This is a genomic window from Pseudomonas sp. BJa3 (genome assembly GCF_026343815.1).
In the GTDB taxonomy this organism is placed as follows: domain Bacteria; phylum Pseudomonadota; class Gammaproteobacteria; order Pseudomonadales; family Pseudomonadaceae; genus Aquipseudomonas; species Aquipseudomonas soli.
In genome coordinates, this window is record NZ_JAOXMC010000003.1 from 305324 (window position 1) to 322741 (window position 17418).

Sequence of the window (17418 nt, forward strand, 5' to 3'; positions counted from 1 at the left end):
CTTGGGGCCTTTTTTTTGCCCGCGATAGGGCCGAGCAGGCGAGCGTTAATCGCGCAACAGATCCGGACTGTTGAAGTTGCTCAACCGCGCATCGTCCCCGGCACATGCCAACCCCTGCACATTCGCCTGCAGCAAGGCCTTCTGCAAACTTCGCTCACCCGCCTGCCAGGCGTGCTCCAGCAATGGCAACACGCGCCGGGGCAGCACACTGAACATCGGCTGCCAATACCCACCCTGGCGCACCATGGCCGCGCTGTCATGCGCCTCGGCCAGGCGCAGCAGGTCCTCGACCAGCGCCCGGTCGATGCGCGGCGCATCGCAGGCCAGCACTACCACCCATTCGTGCCGGGCTGCCCTGAGCCCGCTGATCACGCCGGCCAGCGGACCGGGAAAGTCCGCTTCGGCGTCGGTGACGAGCTGGTCGGCGTAGATTGCGTAGGCCGCCTGGTTGCGGTTGCAGGAGATCACCAGGTCATCGCTCAACGCCCGCACAGCGCGCTGCACATGCGCCACCAACGGCTCGCCGCGCCAGGGCACCAGCCCCTTGTCGCGCCCGCCCATGCGCTGGCCACGGCCGCCGGCGAGGATAAGGATGGAGCAGGGGGGAAGAACGTCGGGCATGAAAAAGGGTTCCGGGCAGTCAATGCCGGGAACCCTCCCATTTACCGCAGGGCTTGTCCAGTCAGGCCTGGTGGCTGGCCACCTGCGCCGCCTTGGTCTTGCCGCGCCTGGCCAGGCGCATCACCACGACGAAGAACACCGGCACGAACACCACGGCGAAGGTGGCGCTGAGCATGCCGCCGATCACCCCGGTGCCGATGGCTTGCTGGCTGGCCGAGCTGGCGCCGCTGGCGATGGCCAGTGGCACCACGCCAAGGATGAACGCCAGCGACGTCATCACGATCGGGCGCAGGCGCAGGCGCGCGGCCTGGATCGCTGCGTCCGCCGCATCGACGCCCTGGTCCACCAGGTCCTTGGCGAACTCGATGATCAGGATGGCATTCTTCGCCGACAGGCCGATCAGGGTGATCAGGCCGACCTTGAAGAACACGTCGTTGGGCAGGCCGCGCAGGGTCACCGCGAGCACCGCGCCGAGCACCCCCAGCGGTACCACCAGCAGCACCGCGGTGGGAATCGACCAGCTTTCGTACAGCGCGGCCAGGCACAGGAACACCACCAGCAGCGACAGCGCCATCAGCAGTGGCGCCTGACTGCCGGACAGCCGTTCCTGCAGCGACAGGCCGGTCCACTCCAGGCCGGCACCTGCCGGCAGTTGCGCCACCAGGCGCTCTATCTCGGCCATGGCTTCGCCCGAACTGTAGCCGGCCGCCGGCTCGCCGGAAATCGACACCGCCGGGTAGCCGTTGTAGCGGGTCAGCTGCACCGGGCCGGACTGCCAGCGGGCGCTGACGAAGGCGCCCAGGGGCACCATCTTGCCGCTGCTGTTGCGCACGTGGATCTTCAGCAGGTCCTCGACCTGGCTGCGCCGGTCGCCTTCGGCCTGCACCACCACCCGCTGCATGCGGCCCTGGTTGGGGAAGTCGTTGACGTAGTTCGACCCCACCGCGGTGTCGAGCACCGCGCCGATATCGGCAAACGACACGCCCAGGGCGTTGGCCTGGCGGCGGTCCACTTCCAGCTCGACCTGAGGGCTCTCCGCCAGAGATGCTTCGCGCACGTTGACCAGCACCTTGCTCTTGCGCGCCGCGTCCAGCAGTTGGTCGCGAGCTTCCATCAGCCCGGTGTGGCCCATGCCGCCGCGGTCCTGCAGGCGGAACTCGAAACCGGTCGACTCGCCCAGGCCGTCCACCGGCGGCGGCAACACCGCATAGGCGATGGCGTCCTTGAGCTGGGTGAAGGCCATGGTGGCGCGCTCGGCGATCGACTGCGCGCTGTCGTCGCCACCGCGTTCGGACCAGTCCTTGAGCGTGGTGAAGGCCAGCGCCGCGTTCTGCCCGCTGCCGGAGAAGCTGAAACCGAGGATCAGCGTGGTGTTGGCCACGCCGGGCTCTTCGGCGTTGTGCGCCTCGATCTGCTGCCCGACCTCGATGGTCCGTGCCTGGCTGGCGCCCGGCGGCAGCTGGATGTCGGTGATGGTGTAGCCCTGGTCCTCGGTAGGCAGGAAGGCGGTGGGCAGCTGGCTGAAGCCGTACACCAGCACGGCGACCAGTGCGGCATACACCAGCAGATAGCGACCGCTGCGGGCCAGGGCGTGGGTCACCCAGCGCTGGTAGCCATTGCTCATGCCTTCGAAGCGGCGGTTGAACCAGCCGAAGAAACCCTTGCGCTCATGATGCTCGCCTTTCTCCAGCGGTTTGAGCAGGGTGGCGCACAGGGCCGGGGTCAGGCTCAGGGCGAGGAACGCCGAGAACAGGATCGACACCGCCATCGACACCGAGAACTGCTGGTAGATCACCCCCACCGAACCTTGCATGAAGGCCATCGGCAGGAATACCGCTACCAGTACCAGGGTGATGCCGACGATGGCGCCGCTGATCTGGCCCATGGCCTTGCGCGTGGCTTCCTTGGGCGGCAGGCCTTCCTCGGCCATGATCCGCTCGACGTTTTCCACCACGACGATGGCGTCGTCCACCAGGATACCGATGGCCAGCACCATGCCGAACAGGGTCAGTACGTTGACCGAGAAACCCAGCACGTTCATCACCGCGAAGGTGCCCATCAGCGCCACCGGCACCACCAGGGTCGGAATCAGCGTGTAACGGAAGTTCTGCAGGAACAGGAACATCACCGCGAACACCAGCACCATGGCCTCGAGCAGGGTGTTGATCACCTGCTTGATCGAGACCTTGACGAAGGGCGAGGTGTCGTAGGGGATGTCGTACTTCACCCCGGCCGGGAAGTAGCGCGCCAGCTCGTCGAGCTTCTGCTTGACCAGGGTCGCGGTTTCCATGGCGTTGGCGCCGGGCGACAACTTGACGCTGAAGGCGCTGGTGGCCTTGCCGTTGAGGCGGGTGCCGTACTGGTATTCCTGGGCCCCGATCTCGACCCGCGCCACGTCACCGACAGTGACCGTGGAACCGTCGGTGTTGGCGCGCAGGACGATGGCGGCGAACTCCTCTGGGGTGCTCAGCTGGCCCTTGACCACCACGTTGGCGGTAATCTCCTGGGTCGGTCGGCTCGGCAGGTCGCCAATGCTGCCGGGGGCGACCTGGGCGTTCTGCGCGGCGATGGCCTCGGCCACGTCATTGGGCGTGAGGTTGAAGCCAACCAGCTTGGCCGGGTCGATCCAGATGCGCATGGCCCGTTCGGAGCCATACAGCTGCGCCTTGCCGACACCCTTGAGGCGACGGATCTCGTTCATCACGTTGCGCGCGAGGATGTCCGACAGGGCGATCTCGTCAAGGCTGCCGTCCTCGGAGGTGAGGGTGGCCAGCAACAGGAAACCGGTGGACACCTTCTCGACCTGCAGGCCTTGCTGGGTGACCGGGCGCGGCAGGCGCGACTCGATTACCTTGAGGCGGTTCTGCACGTCCACCTGGGCCATGTCCGGGTTGGTGCCAGGCTGGAAGCTGGCGGTGATGGTGGCGCTGCCCAGGCTGCTCTGCGATTCGAAATAGAGCAGGTTGTCGGCACCGTTGAGCTCCTGCTCGATGATGCTGACCACGCTCTCGTCCATGGTCGCCGCCGAAGCGCCGGGGTAGACGGCGTAGATTTCCACCTGCGGCGGGGCTACGTCGGGATACTGGGCCACCGGCAACTGTGGGATGGCCAGGGCGCCGACCAAGAGGATGAACAGGGCGACCACCCAGGCGAACACCGGGCGGTCGATGAAGAACTGCGGCATGGATCAGGCCCTCATTGGCCGTTGTGTTGGGCGACTGCGGTGGCGCCTGGTTGTTCGTCGACTTGCACCTGGTCGCCGGCCTTGACGTGTTGCAGGCCCTCGACCACCACGCGGTCACCTGGGGCCAGCCCCTCGCTGACGATCCAGCGGTCGCCCTGGGCGCTGCCCAGGGTCACCTGGCGTTCGCTGATGCGGTCCTGCTGGTCGACCAGCAGCACCTTGGGCACACCGGCGCTGTCGCGCAGGATGGCGCGTTGCGGCACGCTGATGCCTTGAGGCTGCACGGCCTGGTCCAGGCGCACGCGCACATAGCTGCCGGGCAGCAGGTCGAGGTCCGGGTTGGGGAACTCGCTGCGCAGGGTGATCTGGTTGGTGCTCGGGTCGACGCTGATATCGGAGAACAGCAGCTTGCCGGCCAGCGGGTAGGCGCTGCCATCGTCCTGGATCAGCGTGGCCTTGACCTGGTCGCGGCCCACCTGCTGCAGCTCGCCGGCACGCAGCGAGCGGCGCAGGGCGTTGAGTTCGCGGGTCGACTGGGTGACGTCGGCGTGGATCGGGTTCAACTGCTGGATGGTGGCCAGCGGCGTGGTCTCGCTCTGGCCGACCAGCGCGCCCTCGGTCACCAGGGCGCGGCCGATGCGCCCGGAGATCGGTGCGGTGACGGTGGCGTAGCCCAGGTTCAGGCGCGCGCGTTCCAGCGCCGCCTTGGCTTCGCCGACCGCGGCGTCGGCCTGGAGGAAGGCGGCGCGGGCGTTGTCGTACTCCTGGCGGCTGACGGCCTTGTCGTCGACCAGTTCGCGGTAGCGTTGCTCCTGCAGGCGCGCCTGGTACAGCGTCGCCTCGGCCTTGGCCAGGGTGGCGCGGGCGCTGTCGAAGTCGGCCTTGAACGGCGCCGGATCGATCAGGAACAGCACATCGCCCTGTTTGACGTCGCTGCCTTCGCGGTACACCCGCTTGAGCACCACCCCGGCCACCCGGGCGCGCACCTCGGCGGTGCGAGGGGCAAGGATGCGGCCGCTGAGTTCGGTGCTGATGGCCAGCGGCTGTACGGCAAGGGTTTCGACCCGGACCTGGGAGGGCGGGGCCTTTTCTTCCTGCTCGGCGGCGTCGTTGCAAGCGGCCAGGGAAAGGGTCATCAGCGCCAGCAGCGCCAGAGGGCGCAGGCGCAAAGCACGGAGCGTGGACATACGGATCTTCCAGGTTTGATCCAGCGTATGCTAAAGCAGCCGTTCGGGTGGCGGCTGTTAAGCTGTGTTGGGCGTGTGTGAAAAAGTGTGAACAATCGGCGGTGGCCCGCCCGGGATTCTATATCCTGCCTTACTTCAATCTTTCGTCAAATCCCCTTATGCCGAACATTCTCCTGGTCGAAGACGACAGCGCGTTGTCCGAACTGATCGCCAGCTACCTGCAACGCAACGATTTCCATGTCCGGGTGATTGCCCGCGGCGACCATGTTCTGGACGAATTCCGCCGGCAGAAGCCGGACCTGGTGATACTCGACCTGATGCTGCCGGGCCTGGACGGCCTGCAGGTATGCCGCCTGCTGCGCCAGGAGACGCAGAGCCTGCCGATCCTCATGTTGACCGCCCGCGACGACAGCCACGACCAGGTGCTGGGGCTGGAGATGGGCGCCGACGACTACGTCACCAAGCCGTGCGAGCCCCGCGTGTTGCTGGCCAGGGTGCGCACGTTGCTGCGCCGCAGCAGCGTCAACGAGCCGCGCCTGGACTGCGACCTGATCCAGATCGGCGGCCTGTGCATCGACCTGGCCGAGCGCACGGTCAACTGGCGCGGCGAAGAAGTGGAACTGTCGAGCGGCGAATACAACCTGCTGGTGGTGCTGGCGCGCAACGCCGGCGAGGTGATGAGCCGTGACCGCATCCTCCAGCAATTGCGCGGTATCGAGTTCAACGGCACCGACCGCTCGGTGGACGTGGCCATCTCCAAGCTGCGCCGACGTTTCGACGACAGCGCCGGCGAGGCGCGCAAGATCAAGACCGTATGGGGCAAGGGCTACCTGTTCAGCCGCGTCGAGTGGGAGTACTGATACGCCATGCTGAAGATCCTGGTGCGGTTGTACCTGGTGATCATCGTCGCCTATGCCGGGGCGATCGCGCTGATTCCCGACACCATCGTCGGCTTGTTTCACGATCGCTTCATGGCCTACAACCTCGACCAGGCCAAGGGCGTGCAGACCCTGATCGTGCGTCAGTTCCAGCAGACGCCGCGGGAGCAGTGGCCGACGGTGGAAAAGGAACTGGCCGCGGCGTTCAAGCCGTTGGAGGTGCGCTTGCTGCGCATGGACGACGCCGAGCTGAGCAGCGAGGAAAAGGCCCGGCTCGAGCATGGCCTGTATGTGGTGCGCATGGCCGACTGGGGCTACTACGAAACGGCGCTGGCGCCGCTGGACCAGGACTGGCTGGTGCGCCTGCACTCGCCGGACGACCCGTTGGACATCAACGTGCTGTCCTGGGGCGTGACCGTGCTGATCGGCGCGGCCATGCTCGGCTGCCTGCTGCTGTGGGTATGGCCGCACTGGCGCGACCTCGAGCGCCTGAAGGACACTGCCCGGCGCCTCGGGCGCGGCGAGATGTCCGAGCGTACGCATATCTCGCCGCGCTCGAACATCGGCGAGCTGGCCGGGGTGTTCGACACCATGGCCAGCGACCTGGAGCGCCACGTCAACCAGCAGCGCGAACTGCTCAACGCGGTGTCCCACGAGCTGCGCACACCGCTGACCCGCCTGGACTTCGGGCTGGTACTGCTGTTCGACGAGGTACCGCCTGCCAGCCGCAAACGCCTGCTGGGGCTGGTGGGCCATGTGCGCGAGCTGGACGAGTTGGTGCTTGAGCTACTGTCCTACAGCCGCCTGGAAAGCGCCGACCAGGCCCGCGAGCGGGTCGAGGTGTCGTTGCTCGAGCTGGTGGACAGCGTGCTCGGTGGTTTCGCCGAAGAACTCGACGATCGCGGCATCCAGTGGGAGGTGCAATGCGACGCCGACCTGCCACGCTTCGTCCTCGATCCGCGACTGACTGCCCGCGCGGTACAGAACCTGGTGCGCAACGCCATGCGCTACTGCGACGAAAGCCTGCTGCTGCGCCTGCGCCTGGAAGAGGATGGCGCCTGCCTGGTGACGGTCGAGGACGACGGCATCGGCATTCCGGTCGAGGAGCGTGAGCGGATCTTCCAGCCGTTCTACCGGCTGGATCGCAGCCGTGATCGCAATACGGGTGGTTTCGGCTTGGGCTTGGCGATCAGCCGGCGGGCCATCGAAGGGCAGGGCGGTACGCTCACAGTGGCGCAATCTGCGTTGGGTGGGGCGCAGTTCAGGATTCGCTTGCCAGCCGGTTAGTCCACCGGACGACGCGGTCCTTGCCCGTATGCTTGGCTTCGTACAGTGCCTGGTCCGCCCGGATCAGCGCCGTGCTCAGGGTATCGCCGCTATCGATCCGGGCCAGGCCGATGCTGATGGTCACCGGATGTGCCCCGAGGTCCTCGCGCACCCGCTGGCACAACCTCGCAACTTGCTGCTCGGCGCCTGTTTCATCCAGCCCCTGGAAGAAGATCGCGAATTCCTCACCGCCCAGCCGGGCGATCTCGTAGCCGATCATCGCCGCCTTTATGTGCGCCGCCACGCGCTTGAGCACCTCGTCGCCTATGTCATGGCCGAAGCGGTCGTTGACCTGCTTGAAATTGTCGATGTCGATCATCGCCAGGTACTGTTCGCCGGCCTGTCGCAGCTGCTTTTCGGCCTTGGCCATGAACGAGCGACGGTTGGGGATGTCGGTCAACGCGTCGATATAAGCCTGCTCCAGCAGTACCTTGGTCAGGTAGAAGTTGTGCAGCTTGGCCTGGCGGATACGCAGGTAGCTGTAGATCACCAGCCCGCTGAGGCACACCGCGTAGCTGACCAGCATCGCGCCTTCGAGCTCCAGGGCTTCGATACGGGTGTGGAAGAAGGGGTTGAGCATGACCCAGGTGATGCCCATGGCGCAGAAGAATGACCAGCGTCGCACCGGCAGCACCGACACGGTGTACAGCACGGTGGAGACCCCAAGTACCAGCCATACCGGTCGCAGGGCGATGGGGATGCCCTCGATCACCAGGCGCATGGCCAGGGTGATCACCGTCACGAACAGCAGGTTGAGCACGTCGAAATGCTGGCTCCTGCGGGTGAAAGCCAAGACCACGGTGAGGCTGCACAGCAAGGCGATGAACACCCCGGACAGCCAGGTGAAGCCCTGGCCGCCGAGGTAGCTGACGATCAGGTCGAAGACCAGCCAGATGGCGATGCCGATACAGAAGATCAGCAGGCAGAAGCGGCGCATGGCCTCGAATTCGTGCTGACGGAACTCGGCGCGCAGGGCGGCGGGGGCGACCTGTTGGCGGATATGGGCTTCGAGGGTCTTGTACATGGTTGCAGGAGGGATCCTTGGCCTGACGAGTCATGCTGGAGGCACGTTGTGCACCAACCGTTGGCGCAACAGGCAAGCATCACTGCGACTCAATTGCTGAGGGTAGCTGTTTTTTGTCGACCGGCAATCACCTGTCATTTTTGCTAGTTGCATGGCATCAGGTGCAGAACCATAGTCAGGCAAACAGACACCAATTCCCAGCGTGGTGAATGATCAGGATGGAGGGATCTCCAAGCAACCGCACCTCGAAATTGCTGTGCGTCGATGCCCAACGTTCGGTGGTGCGTCGCCATAGCGCAAGCATGCAATCCAGTTGCAGCTACGCTGTATTTGGGTTCGAGCCGGCCAGGGTGCACCAAAGTTGCACAGCGCACGCTGTGTTGGCGTTCAATGGCCAGCGCAAAGAGGCAACGGGCTTGTACCTGATGGGTAACGGTCATCGCGCGTACAACTCGGCATTGATGGTGTTTCTTTCACCCGACCAGTTGAGTCCGTTTGAGGGGGGGGGGATAAATGCCTACGCCTACTGTGGTCTGGATCCGGTTAACTGGCAGGATCTTACTGGTCGGGAGCGGGCAAAGGTCAGTCGACCTCCGAGACTGGCCACTATCTACGATGAACGCTTTGTTCCTGCAAATGATGTAATTGCGGTTGTTTCCAGTGTTCCATCAGGAGCGTTGCCCAAAGACTTAAGGGCTTTATATCAGGAAGTGGAAGCGCTTGGTGGAAATAGGGGCACGTTGCAGGCGAGTATCAATAATAGCTTGAATCAGGCAGCCGAAATGTCCTGGTGGCGTGGGTCGCGTAGAGCGAATGAAAGTGAAAATGCTTCCAGCGTTGTTCTGCCGAAAATGTTTTCGCTTAGCGAAATCGATTCCAGGATACATGCTCTTGAGGTTGATATTACGCGGTGGGTTAATACGCGGTCTCCGGAGGATATGGAGACTATCCAGCGACGTGCTCAAGATCTGCGAAAGACATTTATGTCGAAGCACTCAGAGGGTTGGACTTTCGCGAGTTTGATCAGGCAGTCCATGTCGTTTTTTTCTACCTGAACCACCGCAAGTAAACATTACTTCCAGGTGATATGAAAATGCAGATACGAAAGCTTCTCGCCAGTGATCATCTCCAAAGCGTGTTGTTCGCTCAGTCTGGGATGGATAAAACCGACATTCAATATAGTCCTTATGGCCAGAGGGAAGTGCCGGCTACGCCGCGAACGGGATTCACTGGCCAGCACTGTGAAGTTGATGTTGGTTGGTATTTCCTGGGCAACGGCTACCGTGTCTACAACCCTGTGATCATGCGCTTTCACTCGCCGGATCTTGGGTATAGCCCGTTCGGACGTGCAGGAGTAAACAGTTATGCATATGTCACGGGGAACCCGATAGGGTTGCGCGATCCAAGTGGTTGCTATGGGGAAGGGCTTACCGCTATCTCAAGTGAAGGATATCTGTCTGGCGCTACCGCTGAAAGGATATTTTCGTACGCCGTTAATAGTGTTGGTGTAATAGCGCCGCTAGCGCTGTGGACTGAAATGGCTCGGCGAGGGGTGCCCGTTTCAGGATGGACGAAAGTTGCTTTCTTGGCTTCGATTGGTTCAGGAGCCGTTGGTACAGTCGCTCAATTTTTGTCGGATAATGGATTTGAGCATCCAAGTTTGCCATATGCCAAGGCGGGGGCAGCGTTCCTGACGTTTGTATCTGTAGTGGCTGGCGGTGTTCAAGCACATGAAGATAATCGCGCATTTGGGAAAAACCAGCAGAGCCCTGCTGAAAACATGCGGCTGCATGTGATTTCTCCTGCGCCACCCACGGCCGGGGAAATGCCACCTGTCCCCCAGAAGCGTGCCAGAAGACGGTCACCTACGCCAGAGCCGCTCTTGAGTATCCAGAGCGAATCACCTCCTCGCACCCCGCCAGCGGGCCCTAAACGTTACAGTAGGGGCGACCTTGGTAGATTGACCAGATTCGGCTTCCCCTCGATTAAGAAGTAAAGAACGCGGTCCAGCATTGTGATTGTTCGATCAGTTAAGCAGCAGTACGCCCTTCGCCCATGGCCGATAGCGTAATGCGAACACCGCCTCGGCATGGCAATCAGCGCGCAGTATCGGCTCCACTGGCTCGGCACGGAACGCTTGGCCAGGTTTGCTGACCTGGCGAAATGCCTCGCGCACGATGCCCACCCGGCAGGGCAGGGCCTGTTCGTAGCCTTGGCGTACCAGCGGCGCCAGGCGGCCTGTGCCGGCGCCGTCCTGCCACCAGACGTTCAGGCCAAGGCTGGCCAACTGCTCCAGCCACGCACCATTGACCCGCGGCGACAGCTGGCCGGCGCTGAACGCGCTGATATGCAGGGGCTTGTCCAGTTGCCGGTTGAAAGCCCGCAATTGCGTGTGCAGCGCATCGCGCCTGGCCGGGTCGCGAAAGTGCAGGTCGTCCAGTTCCATGGGCAGGTACCAGCCGGCCACCGGCAGCGCCCATTCGGCCTTGAGTTGCTGGTATTGGGTGAGCGAGCGTCCCAGCTGCGCCTTGAAGTAACTGTTCAGGCCTTCGCCGTCGAGCTGTTCGAGGCGCTGGTAGTAGGCCGGATCCATGTACAGGCCGAGCACCAGCTCGAGGCCTTGGGCCCGCGCTTCGCGCAGGCTCCCGGCCAGCCAGCCCTTGGAGCCTCCAAAGTCGCTGTCGCCGTAGGCGCTCCACTGCACGATCAGGGTCTTGCCGCCCTGGGCCACGGTGGCTCGCCACAGGTTTTGCCACTGCGCCGGGGTGACGTTCGCGTCACGGTTGAGCGGTTGGTAGAACAGGCGCTGGTCGGCCTGGGCGGGTAGCCACAGGATCAGCAGGCAGAGAGCCAGGAAGCTACGCATCAGAAGTTCATCTCCACACCCAGCAGCACGCCGTTGCCGCGTTCGTAGAGGTTGCCGCCCAGTGCCTGCTGGTACTCGGCGCGTACTTTCAGCGAGCCGCGATAGGCGTTGTAGCGGTCGTCGTCGAACCACCACTGCCAACGTACGCCGACCCCGGCGCGGGCGTCCTGGCGCCAGTCGTTGCTTGGGTCCTGGCTGGCAAACTCGAGGAAGCCGTAGGGCATGATCGTCTGCGGCGACTGGCCGGGCAGTTTCCACGCATGGCCCTGCTGGAAGCGCGACAGCCAGGCATGGTCGCCGGCGCGGGTCCACCAGGCGGCGTCGAGGTAGAGGAAGCGCTCGTCCCAGTCGTCCTCGTCGATACGCCAGTCGTTGCGGTACTTGCCCTGATCCAGGAACGAAGCCGTGGCGCGCAGCAGCAGGTCGTTGCTCGATTCGGCGTTGTGACGCAGGTCGCCCCAGTTGCCGCCGACCTTGGCCGGGCTGAGCAGTTCGCCCAGGCTCAGGCCGCTGTAGTGCGTGCTGTCGATCTGGCGCTGGTGGTACAGCTCGGCGTACAGGTTGAGGTTGGCCTGGCCGAGCGGCTTGTAGCGCAGGCCAACACCGGTGCCCATGCTCTGCGCGTAGTCGGTGCGGCTCTGGCCACCGAACAGCACGCGGCCATACACCGACAGGGTGCTGCCATTGCGGCTGGGCTCTTCGCCCAGGGCGTGGTCCCACATCGCCAGTTGCACGTTCTGCGAGCGGGCCCGGCGCGAGGTGCCGCTGCGTTCGCCGGTGTCGAGGAACTTGTCGTTGGTCGAGGTGCCGGCGGGCGACCAGGTGCTGGCCAGGGTGATGCTGTCGCGGCGCGACAGGGATTCATGGGCGCGGCGCTGGCGGTACTTGCGCGCCTCCAGGCTGCCGTACTCATCGTCGCCGTCGACCAGGTTGCGCTCCACGTCCAGTACCCGGCGCAGCTCGCGGCGGGCCGAGGCACTGTCCTCGACCTCGTCGTAGCGCAGGGCCAGGGTCTCGCCCAGGCGGTAGTCCTCGGGGAAGTCGCGGGTGGCGCGCTCCAGGTAGGGTATGGACTGGCGGCGTTGCTGCTTGTCCGCCGAGCCTGCCAGGCGCATGCCGTAGTCGGCGCGGTAACGCGGCTGGTCGGGCGCCAGGCGCACGGCCTCGGCCAGCCAGGCGCTGCTCTGGGCGCTGTCGCCAGCCTGCTGGGCGGTGCCGGCGGCGGCGTAGTAGTGATCGGCGCGCGGAGCATGACGCAGCGCTTCGCGCTGGAAGGCCAGGGCCTGCTGCGGGTCGCCCTGGCGCTGGGCAATGGCGGCGCCCAGCGCCCAGTCGTCGGCACTCTGGTGCGCCGCCGCATCCCAGTGGCGGCGGGCGGCGTTGGCGTCACCGGCGTTCAGCGCGCCACGGGCGGCGGTCAGGCGCGCATTGTCGGTCCAGGCGCTGGCCGGCAGGCTGTTCCAGATCGGCAGCGCCGCCTGGGAGTCGCCGGAGGCTTCCAGGGCGTAGGCCAGGGGCAGGCGACTGCCGCTATCGCCCAGGCGTTCGGCTGCCTGGTAGTAGACCACCGCTTCGCCTGGCTGATCAGGCATGGCGCAGCGCCCCAGGGCGCGATACTGCCCGGCTTCGACCGGGGTGGCCGGGATGGCCTTGCGCACGGCGTCGCACTGGCCGGCTTCGGCCAGGCGGCCCAGTAGCTGGCCACGGGTGACGGCATCGACTCGTGGCACCAGGGCAAGCATGCGCGGACTGTCCAGCGGGCCGTCGTTGCGTGCGTAGAGGTTGCCCAGGCGTTGCAGCAGCGAGGGCGTCAGCCTGCCCTGATGACGCGCGTAGGCGTTGTCGAGCAGCTGCCGGGCGCGCTCGCTCTGGCCGCTTTCGAGCAGCATGAAGCTGGCTTGTTCCAGGGCGGCGAGATCGCCGGTCTGTCGGTAGCGTTGCTCCCACTGCGCCGCGGTGCGCGGTTGCGCAGGCTGCGCGGGGTCGCCATACAGGCGTTGCCTGAGGATGGCATAGCTGCGCGGATTGTCGCGGGCCTGGCATTGGCCGAGCTGCTCGCGGGCCAGCTTCAGGTCCTTGTGGGACAGCCAGTCGACGGTCTCCAGGCACGGGCGTTGCAGTTCATTGCTCAGCTGGCGCACCAGCGGCGCATCATCACCTTCACGGGCCAGCTCCCACAGCTGCTGGCGCTGCTCGGGGTGCTGCAGTTGCTCGGCGGGCAGGCTCTGCAGCCAGCGCTCGGCCTGCTGGTTGTGGCCCATGGCGATGGCGCGGTTGGCCATGGCCAGGCGGGCGCGGGTCGCCGCGTCCTGGGAAGGTGCGCTGGCCAGGAGTGAGTTCAGGCCCTTTTCATCGAGCTGCTGGATATACGCATTGGCCAGGCGCTGCCAGTCCTGCGGGGGCAGTTGGCCCTGGTCGGCCAGCGGCTGCAACTGGTCGATGGTCTCTCCCCAGTTGCGCAACTGCTCGGCGAAGTTGGCCCGGGTCATGCGCAGCACCATGCCATCTTCGCGTACCGGCAGATGGTTGAGCCACTCCAGGGCCTTGGCCGCGCCGCCGAACTTGGCCAGGCTGACGCTGTAGGCCTGCCACAGGCGCACGCGCTGCTGGCCCTGGCTGTCGGCGAGCCAGGCCTCCACCTGGCTCGCGGCCGGCGGGTCCTGTTCGATCCAGGTCAGGCGCAGCTCCAGCAGGGCATCGGCGTGTTCGGGATTGTCGTCGAGGTCTTCGGCGATGGCCTCTGCTTCCTTGTAGCGACGCTGATGGGCCAGGGCTTCGGCCAGCAAGGCGCGGGCCTCGTTGTTGTTCGGCACGCGCCCCAGCACGTGGCGGGTCAGGCGCTCGACCTCGGCCCAGTTGTCCTTCTGCGCCTCCCGATAGCCACGCTCCATGAACGGGTAGCTGGTGAAGCGCTGGAAGTCGGTCATCGGCTTGGTCGGCGCGGCCAGGGCGGAAGAACACAGCAGCAGGCTTGCGATGGTCAGGGAAAGACGGGGCGTCATGCCACCTCCCGGGTCAGGTCGTAGGCGGCCTGCTGTTCGCTGGCCTGCTCGGCGAGGGCTTGCTGCAGCACCTCCTCGGTGATGATGCCGCGGGCGATCAGGTGTTCGCCCAGGCTCTGCTGCTCAGGGTTGAAGTCGATCAGGGCCTGGTTGAACAGGGTCACCGGCACCATGCCGCGCACTTGCAGCAGCGAACCGAGCATCACCTGGTGGGTACCGACCCTCTCCAGCAGCGCGGCATCGTCCTGGTGGCGTTCGAGTACCTCGAGCATTTCGCGGGTCTCGGGTTTCTGCCAAGGGCTCGGGTAGTGATAGCGCAGGCCCAGGGTCACGCGCCCCTGCGGTGCCAGGCGGGCACGCACCGGGCGCTTGAGCTGGCGGCTGATGACCCCCAGCGAGACCTGGCTGACCGGGCTTTCGCTGGCCAGCACCAGGGTGTCGCCGTCTTCGTCCACCGGCAGCACGCCGTAGTGGGTGGCGAGCTTGCGCGGCAGCTTGGCGATCAGCGCCGGGGCGATCTTGAACGGATTGAGCGGTGCCCAGGGCAGGTCCAGTTGCTCGGCCAGGGTCTCGACCAGCTGTTCGCTGGTGAGCCAGCCGCGCAGCAGCAGTTCGCGGCCTAGGCGCCGGCGTACCGGGCTGGTGATGGCCTGCTCCAGCTGTTCTTCGCTGATCAGGCCTTTCTCTACCAGGCGATGGCCCAGCGGGGTACGTGCCGGCGCGGCGAGGGCAGGGAACTCGTGGGTGGTCTTGTCCCAGGCCACCCGCCGCGAATCGCCCATCTCCATCACCTGGCGCAGGGCGCGCAGGTTGGCGAAGAAGTTGACGAAGTTGCTCCACATCATCCGTGGTGCCGAGAGCAGGCCCTCGAAGACGCCGTAGTAGCGGGTGACGAACCAGAACCGCTGGAACAGGCGGTTGAACAGCAGCAGGCCGTTGAGCCACAGCAAGGTGCTGAGTAGCGTGCTGTCGCTGAGGATCGACATGAACCGCCATGACTCCGGCGCGATCACCGTGACCAGCCACATGGCCAGCAGCACCAGCAGCAACAGGTTGACCAGGAAGCTCAGCAGGTAAGCGAACAGCCCGCGGCGGTCGCGCCAGAGGAAGTAGTTGAGCGCGCCCTTGCGGCTCCAGCCGAGGTTGCTGGTGCCCTGGAACACGATGCCGACGATCCACCGCGATTTCTGGCGGATGGCGTGCTGCCAGTCACGGGGGAAATGCTCGCGTACGCAGATCACCTGGGCGAACTCGCGGCTCATGCCGGGGCGCCACTCCTGCTTGAGGGCCAGCGCCGGGTCGGTGATGGAATAGCGGGCGAAGATGCACTTCATGCCTTTCTGCTTGAGGCGGAAGCCAATGTCGTAGTCTTCGGTGAGGCTCTGCACATCGAAGGCGATGCCGTCGCCGTCCTCCAGCAACGCGCTGATCGCCCGGCGGCTGAAGCAGGTGCCGACCCCGGCGCTGGGCACCTGGCCGGTGAGCGCCTCGCGCACGATGACGTCCTTGCCGTGGTTCTCGGCGAACTCGTCGACGTAGTGGCCGGCGGTGAAACCCTTCCACTCCGGGGCGTAGGGGTACACCGGGATCTGGATCATGTCCTTGTTCGGCAGCAGGTAGTTGAACAGGCGCAGTTCCATGGGCGAGATGACGTCCTCGGCGTCATGCAGGATGAAGCCGGCGAACTCGATGCGCGCGTCCTGCTGGAAACGCAGGATGGCGTCGATGATGTTGTTCAGGCAGTCGGCCTTGCTGGTGGGGCCGGGGCGGGCGCAGACCACCTTGTGCACGTTGGGGTAGTGCAGGCACACGGCGTCGACGTCGGCCTGGGTCTGCGGGTCGTTGGGGTAGGTGCCGACGAATATCTGGTAGTTCTCGTAGTCGATGGTCGAGGCGGCCAGGCGCGCCATCTCGCCGACCACGCCGACCTCGTTCCAGGCCGGCACCATGATTGCCAGGGGCTTTTCCGGCACTTCGAACAGGCGCTTTTCGTCGGCCTTGTCGAACTTGTCGTAGATGCGGAAACGTCGGATCAGCTTGCGGCCCCAGTAGCACAGGTCGATGAACAGGTCGTCCAGGCCCAGCAGGAACATCAGTGTCGCCAGGATGATGGCAAGGATCTTCAGGCCGAACAGGACGTAGGTGAGGAAATCGATGAAGGCCAGGCTCATGCGTTGTCCCGTGCGGCGGATTGCTCGGCGAACCAGCGGCTCAGGCGTTCGGCGATACGCTCGCTGGCGTGGCCGTCGCCGAAGGGGGTGTAGACCTGGGCCATGCGTTCATAGGCAACCGGGTCGTCGAGCAGTTGGCTGGTCTCCTGGACGATGCGCTCGGTGAGCGTGCCGACCAGCTTGACCGTGCCACCCTTGAGCACTGCGGGGCGCTCGGTGACCTTGCGCAGCACCAGCACCGGCTTGCCCAGCGCGGGGGCCTCTTCCTGCACGCCGCCGGAGTCGGTGAGGATGATGTGCGCGCGGTTCATCAGCCAGACGAAGTGCGGGTAGTCCTGGGGCGCGACCAGATGGATGTTGTCGCGGCCCGAGAGCAAGCTGTACACCGCGTGCTGCACCTGCGGGTTGAGGTGCACCGGGTAGAGGAACTGCACGTCCGGGTAACGCAGGGCCAGTTCGGCCAGGGCCAGGCAGATGCGTTCGAAACCGCTGCCGAAGTTCTCCCGGCGGTGGCCGGTGATCAGCACCATGCGCTGGTCGTCGCGCAGTACATTGAGCGGGGAGTCGGCGGCGGGGCGCCAGTTGTCCTTGTTCAGCTTGTCGCGCATCCACAGCAGGGCGTCGATCACCGTGTTGCCGGTGACCTCGATGTGCTCGGGCGGCACCCCTTCGCGGATCAGATTGGCGTCGGAGTCGCGGGTGGGGGTGAAGTGCAGGTCGGCGAGCACGCCGGTCAAGCGCCGGTTGGCTTCCTCGGGCCAGGGCTGCTGCAGGTTGCCGGTGCGCAGGCCGGCCTCGACATGGCCGATGGGAATGTGACGGTGGAAGGCGGCCAGCGAGGCGATGAAGCTGGTGGTGGTATCGCCGTGGACCAGGACGATATCGGGCCTGACCTGTTCATAGGCCTGGTCGAGCTTGTCCAGCAGGTCGCGGGCCAGGCCGTTGAGGGTCTGGTTCTGGGTCATCACCTGCAGGTCCTGGTCGACCTCGAGGCCAAAGGCGGTGAGGACCTGTTCGAGCATTTCGCGGTGCTGGCCGGTGGAGCAGATCTGCAGGTCGACCTCTGGCCAGTCGCGCAGAACGCGGGCCAGCGGGGCCATCTTGATCGCTTCGGGGCGGGTACCGAATACCATCATCACGGTGTAAGCCATCGTGTAGT

General features: G+C 65.2%; 12 protein-coding genes. 4 read left to right on the forward strand and 8 right to left on the reverse strand.

Annotation, left to right across the window (positions count from 1 at the left end; genetic code table 11):
- Positions 1 to 45: 45 nt before the first annotated feature.
- The 3 genes from mobA to OH705_RS05015 form a co-directional block, all read right to left on the reverse strand.
- Complete coding sequence (gene mobA / locus OH705_RS05005) at positions 46 to 621, reverse strand: molybdenum cofactor guanylyltransferase MobA (protein ID WP_104445189.1); 576 nt, start codon at positions 619 to 621, stop codon at positions 46 to 48.
- Between the two features lie 61 nt (positions 622 to 682).
- Positions 683 to 3805 carry a multidrug efflux RND transporter permease subunit gene (locus OH705_RS05010; RefSeq protein WP_267301213.1) on the reverse strand — a complete coding sequence of 1041 codons (3123 nt, stop codon included), beginning with the start codon at positions 3803 to 3805 and terminating at the stop codon, positions 683 to 685.
- A gap of 11 nt (positions 3806 to 3816) precedes the next feature.
- Positions 3817 to 4992: an efflux RND transporter periplasmic adaptor subunit gene (locus tag OH705_RS05015; protein WP_038706351.1), complete on the reverse strand. Its 1176-nt coding sequence runs from the start codon at positions 4990 to 4992 to the stop codon at positions 3817 to 3819.
- A gap of 158 nt (positions 4993 to 5150) precedes the next feature.
- Here OH705_RS05015 and OH705_RS05020 point away from each other — a divergent pair, with 158 nt between their 5' ends.
- Positions 5151 to 5852 (forward strand): response regulator transcription factor, encoded by a 702-nt coding sequence (locus tag OH705_RS05020; RefSeq protein ID WP_038706350.1) that lies wholly within the window; start codon positions 5151 to 5153, stop codon positions 5850 to 5852.
- Positions 5853 to 5858: 6 nt separating this feature from the next.
- Positions 5859 to 7157, forward strand: coding sequence for an ATP-binding protein (locus OH705_RS05025; RefSeq protein ID WP_038706349.1), 1299 nt, complete (start codon positions 5859 to 5861; stop codon positions 7155 to 7157).
- On the opposite strand, the gene OH705_RS05030 is transcribed toward OH705_RS05025, so the two are convergent.
- Positions 7132 to 8220: a sensor domain-containing diguanylate cyclase gene (locus OH705_RS05030; protein ID WP_267301217.1), complete on the reverse strand. Its 1089-nt coding sequence runs from the start codon at positions 8218 to 8220 to the stop codon at positions 7132 to 7134. The two genes, OH705_RS05025 and OH705_RS05030, sit on opposite strands and share 26 nt — an antisense overlap.
- A 302-nt stretch (positions 8221 to 8522) precedes the next feature.
- On the opposite strand from OH705_RS05030, the gene OH705_RS05035 reads away from it, so the two are divergent.
- Together OH705_RS05035 and OH705_RS05040 are read left to right on the forward strand one after the other, a co-directional pair.
- The gene (locus OH705_RS05035) at positions 8523 to 9275 is read left to right on the forward strand and encodes an RHS repeat-associated core domain-containing protein (protein WP_177410860.1); all 753 of its coding nucleotides are present in this window, start codon (positions 8523 to 8525) and stop codon (positions 9273 to 9275) included.
- A gap of 38 nt (positions 9276 to 9313) precedes the next feature.
- Positions 9314 to 10216, forward strand: a complete 903-nt coding sequence (locus OH705_RS05040) for an RHS repeat-associated core domain-containing protein (RefSeq protein ID WP_267301219.1) — start codon at positions 9314 to 9316, stop codon at positions 10214 to 10216.
- A gap of 30 nt (positions 10217 to 10246) precedes the next feature.
- Here the strand turns inward: OH705_RS05040 and OH705_RS05045 are convergent, their stop codons facing one another.
- The 4 genes from OH705_RS05045 to wecB are packed head-to-tail and all read right to left on the reverse strand — an operon-like array spanning position 10247 to position 17410.
- On the reverse strand, positions 10247 to 11086 hold the full coding sequence (locus tag OH705_RS05045) for a DUF4434 family protein (RefSeq protein WP_267301220.1): 840 nt from the start codon (positions 11084 to 11086) through the stop codon (positions 10247 to 10249).
- Positions 11086 to 14088, reverse strand: a complete 3003-nt coding sequence (locus OH705_RS05050; RefSeq protein WP_267301221.1) for a phage receptor — start codon at positions 14086 to 14088, stop codon at positions 11086 to 11088. The genes OH705_RS05045 and OH705_RS05050 overlap by 1 nt, the downstream gene beginning before the upstream one ends.
- Positions 14085 to 16259, reverse strand: a complete 2175-nt coding sequence (gene nrfB, locus OH705_RS05055; RefSeq protein ID WP_267301222.1) for a cyclic di-3',5'-guanylate-activated glycosyltransferase NrfB — start codon at positions 16257 to 16259, stop codon at positions 14085 to 14087. The genes OH705_RS05050 and nrfB overlap by 4 nt, the downstream gene beginning before the upstream one ends.
- Positions 16256 to 17410 carry a non-hydrolyzing UDP-N-acetylglucosamine 2-epimerase gene (gene wecB, locus OH705_RS05060; RefSeq protein ID WP_267301223.1) on the reverse strand — a complete coding sequence of 385 codons (1155 nt, stop codon included), beginning with the start codon at positions 17408 to 17410 and terminating at the stop codon, positions 16256 to 16258. The genes nrfB and wecB overlap by 4 nt, the downstream gene beginning before the upstream one ends.
- Positions 17411 to 17418 lie beyond the last annotated feature (8 nt).

Bases quoted from the DNA above. Each gene is read 5' to 3' on its own strand.
- OH705_RS05045 (WP_267301220.1), bottom strand. From the start codon at position 11,086: ATGCGTAGCTTCCTGGCTCTCTGCCTGCTGATCCTGTGGCTACCCGCC.
- OH705_RS05030 (WP_267301217.1), bottom strand. From the start codon at position 8,220: ATGTACAAGACCCTCGAAGCCCATATCCGCCAACAGGTCGCCCCCGCC.
- OH705_RS05040 (WP_267301219.1), top strand. From the start codon at position 9,314: ATGCAGATACGAAAGCTTCTCGCCAGTGATCATCTCCAAAGCGTGTTG.
- OH705_RS05010 (WP_267301213.1), bottom strand. From the start codon at position 3,805: ATGCCGCAGTTCTTCATCGACCGCCCGGTGTTCGCCTGGGTGGTCGCC.
- OH705_RS05020 (WP_038706350.1), top strand. From the start codon at position 5,151: ATGCCGAACATTCTCCTGGTCGAAGACGACAGCGCGTTGTCCGAACTG.
- OH705_RS05035 (WP_177410860.1), top strand. From the start codon at position 8,523: ATGCAATCCAGTTGCAGCTACGCTGTATTTGGGTTCGAGCCGGCCAGG.
- OH705_RS05015 (WP_038706351.1), bottom strand. From the start codon at position 4,992: ATGTCCACGCTCCGTGCTTTGCGCCTGCGCCCTCTGGCGCTGCTGGCG.
- nrfB (WP_267301222.1), bottom strand. From the start codon at position 16,259: ATGAGCCTGGCCTTCATCGATTTCCTCACCTACGTCCTGTTCGGCCTG.
- wecB (WP_267301223.1), bottom strand. From the start codon at position 17,410: ATGGCTTACACCGTGATGATGGTATTCGGTACCCGCCCCGAAGCGATC.
- OH705_RS05025 (WP_038706349.1), top strand. From the start codon at position 5,859: ATGCTGAAGATCCTGGTGCGGTTGTACCTGGTGATCATCGTCGCCTAT.
- mobA (WP_104445189.1), bottom strand. From the start codon at position 621: ATGCCCGACGTTCTTCCCCCCTGCTCCATCCTTATCCTCGCCGGCGGC.
- OH705_RS05050 (WP_267301221.1), bottom strand. From the start codon at position 14,088: ATGACGCCCCGTCTTTCCCTGACCATCGCAAGCCTGCTGCTGTGTTCT.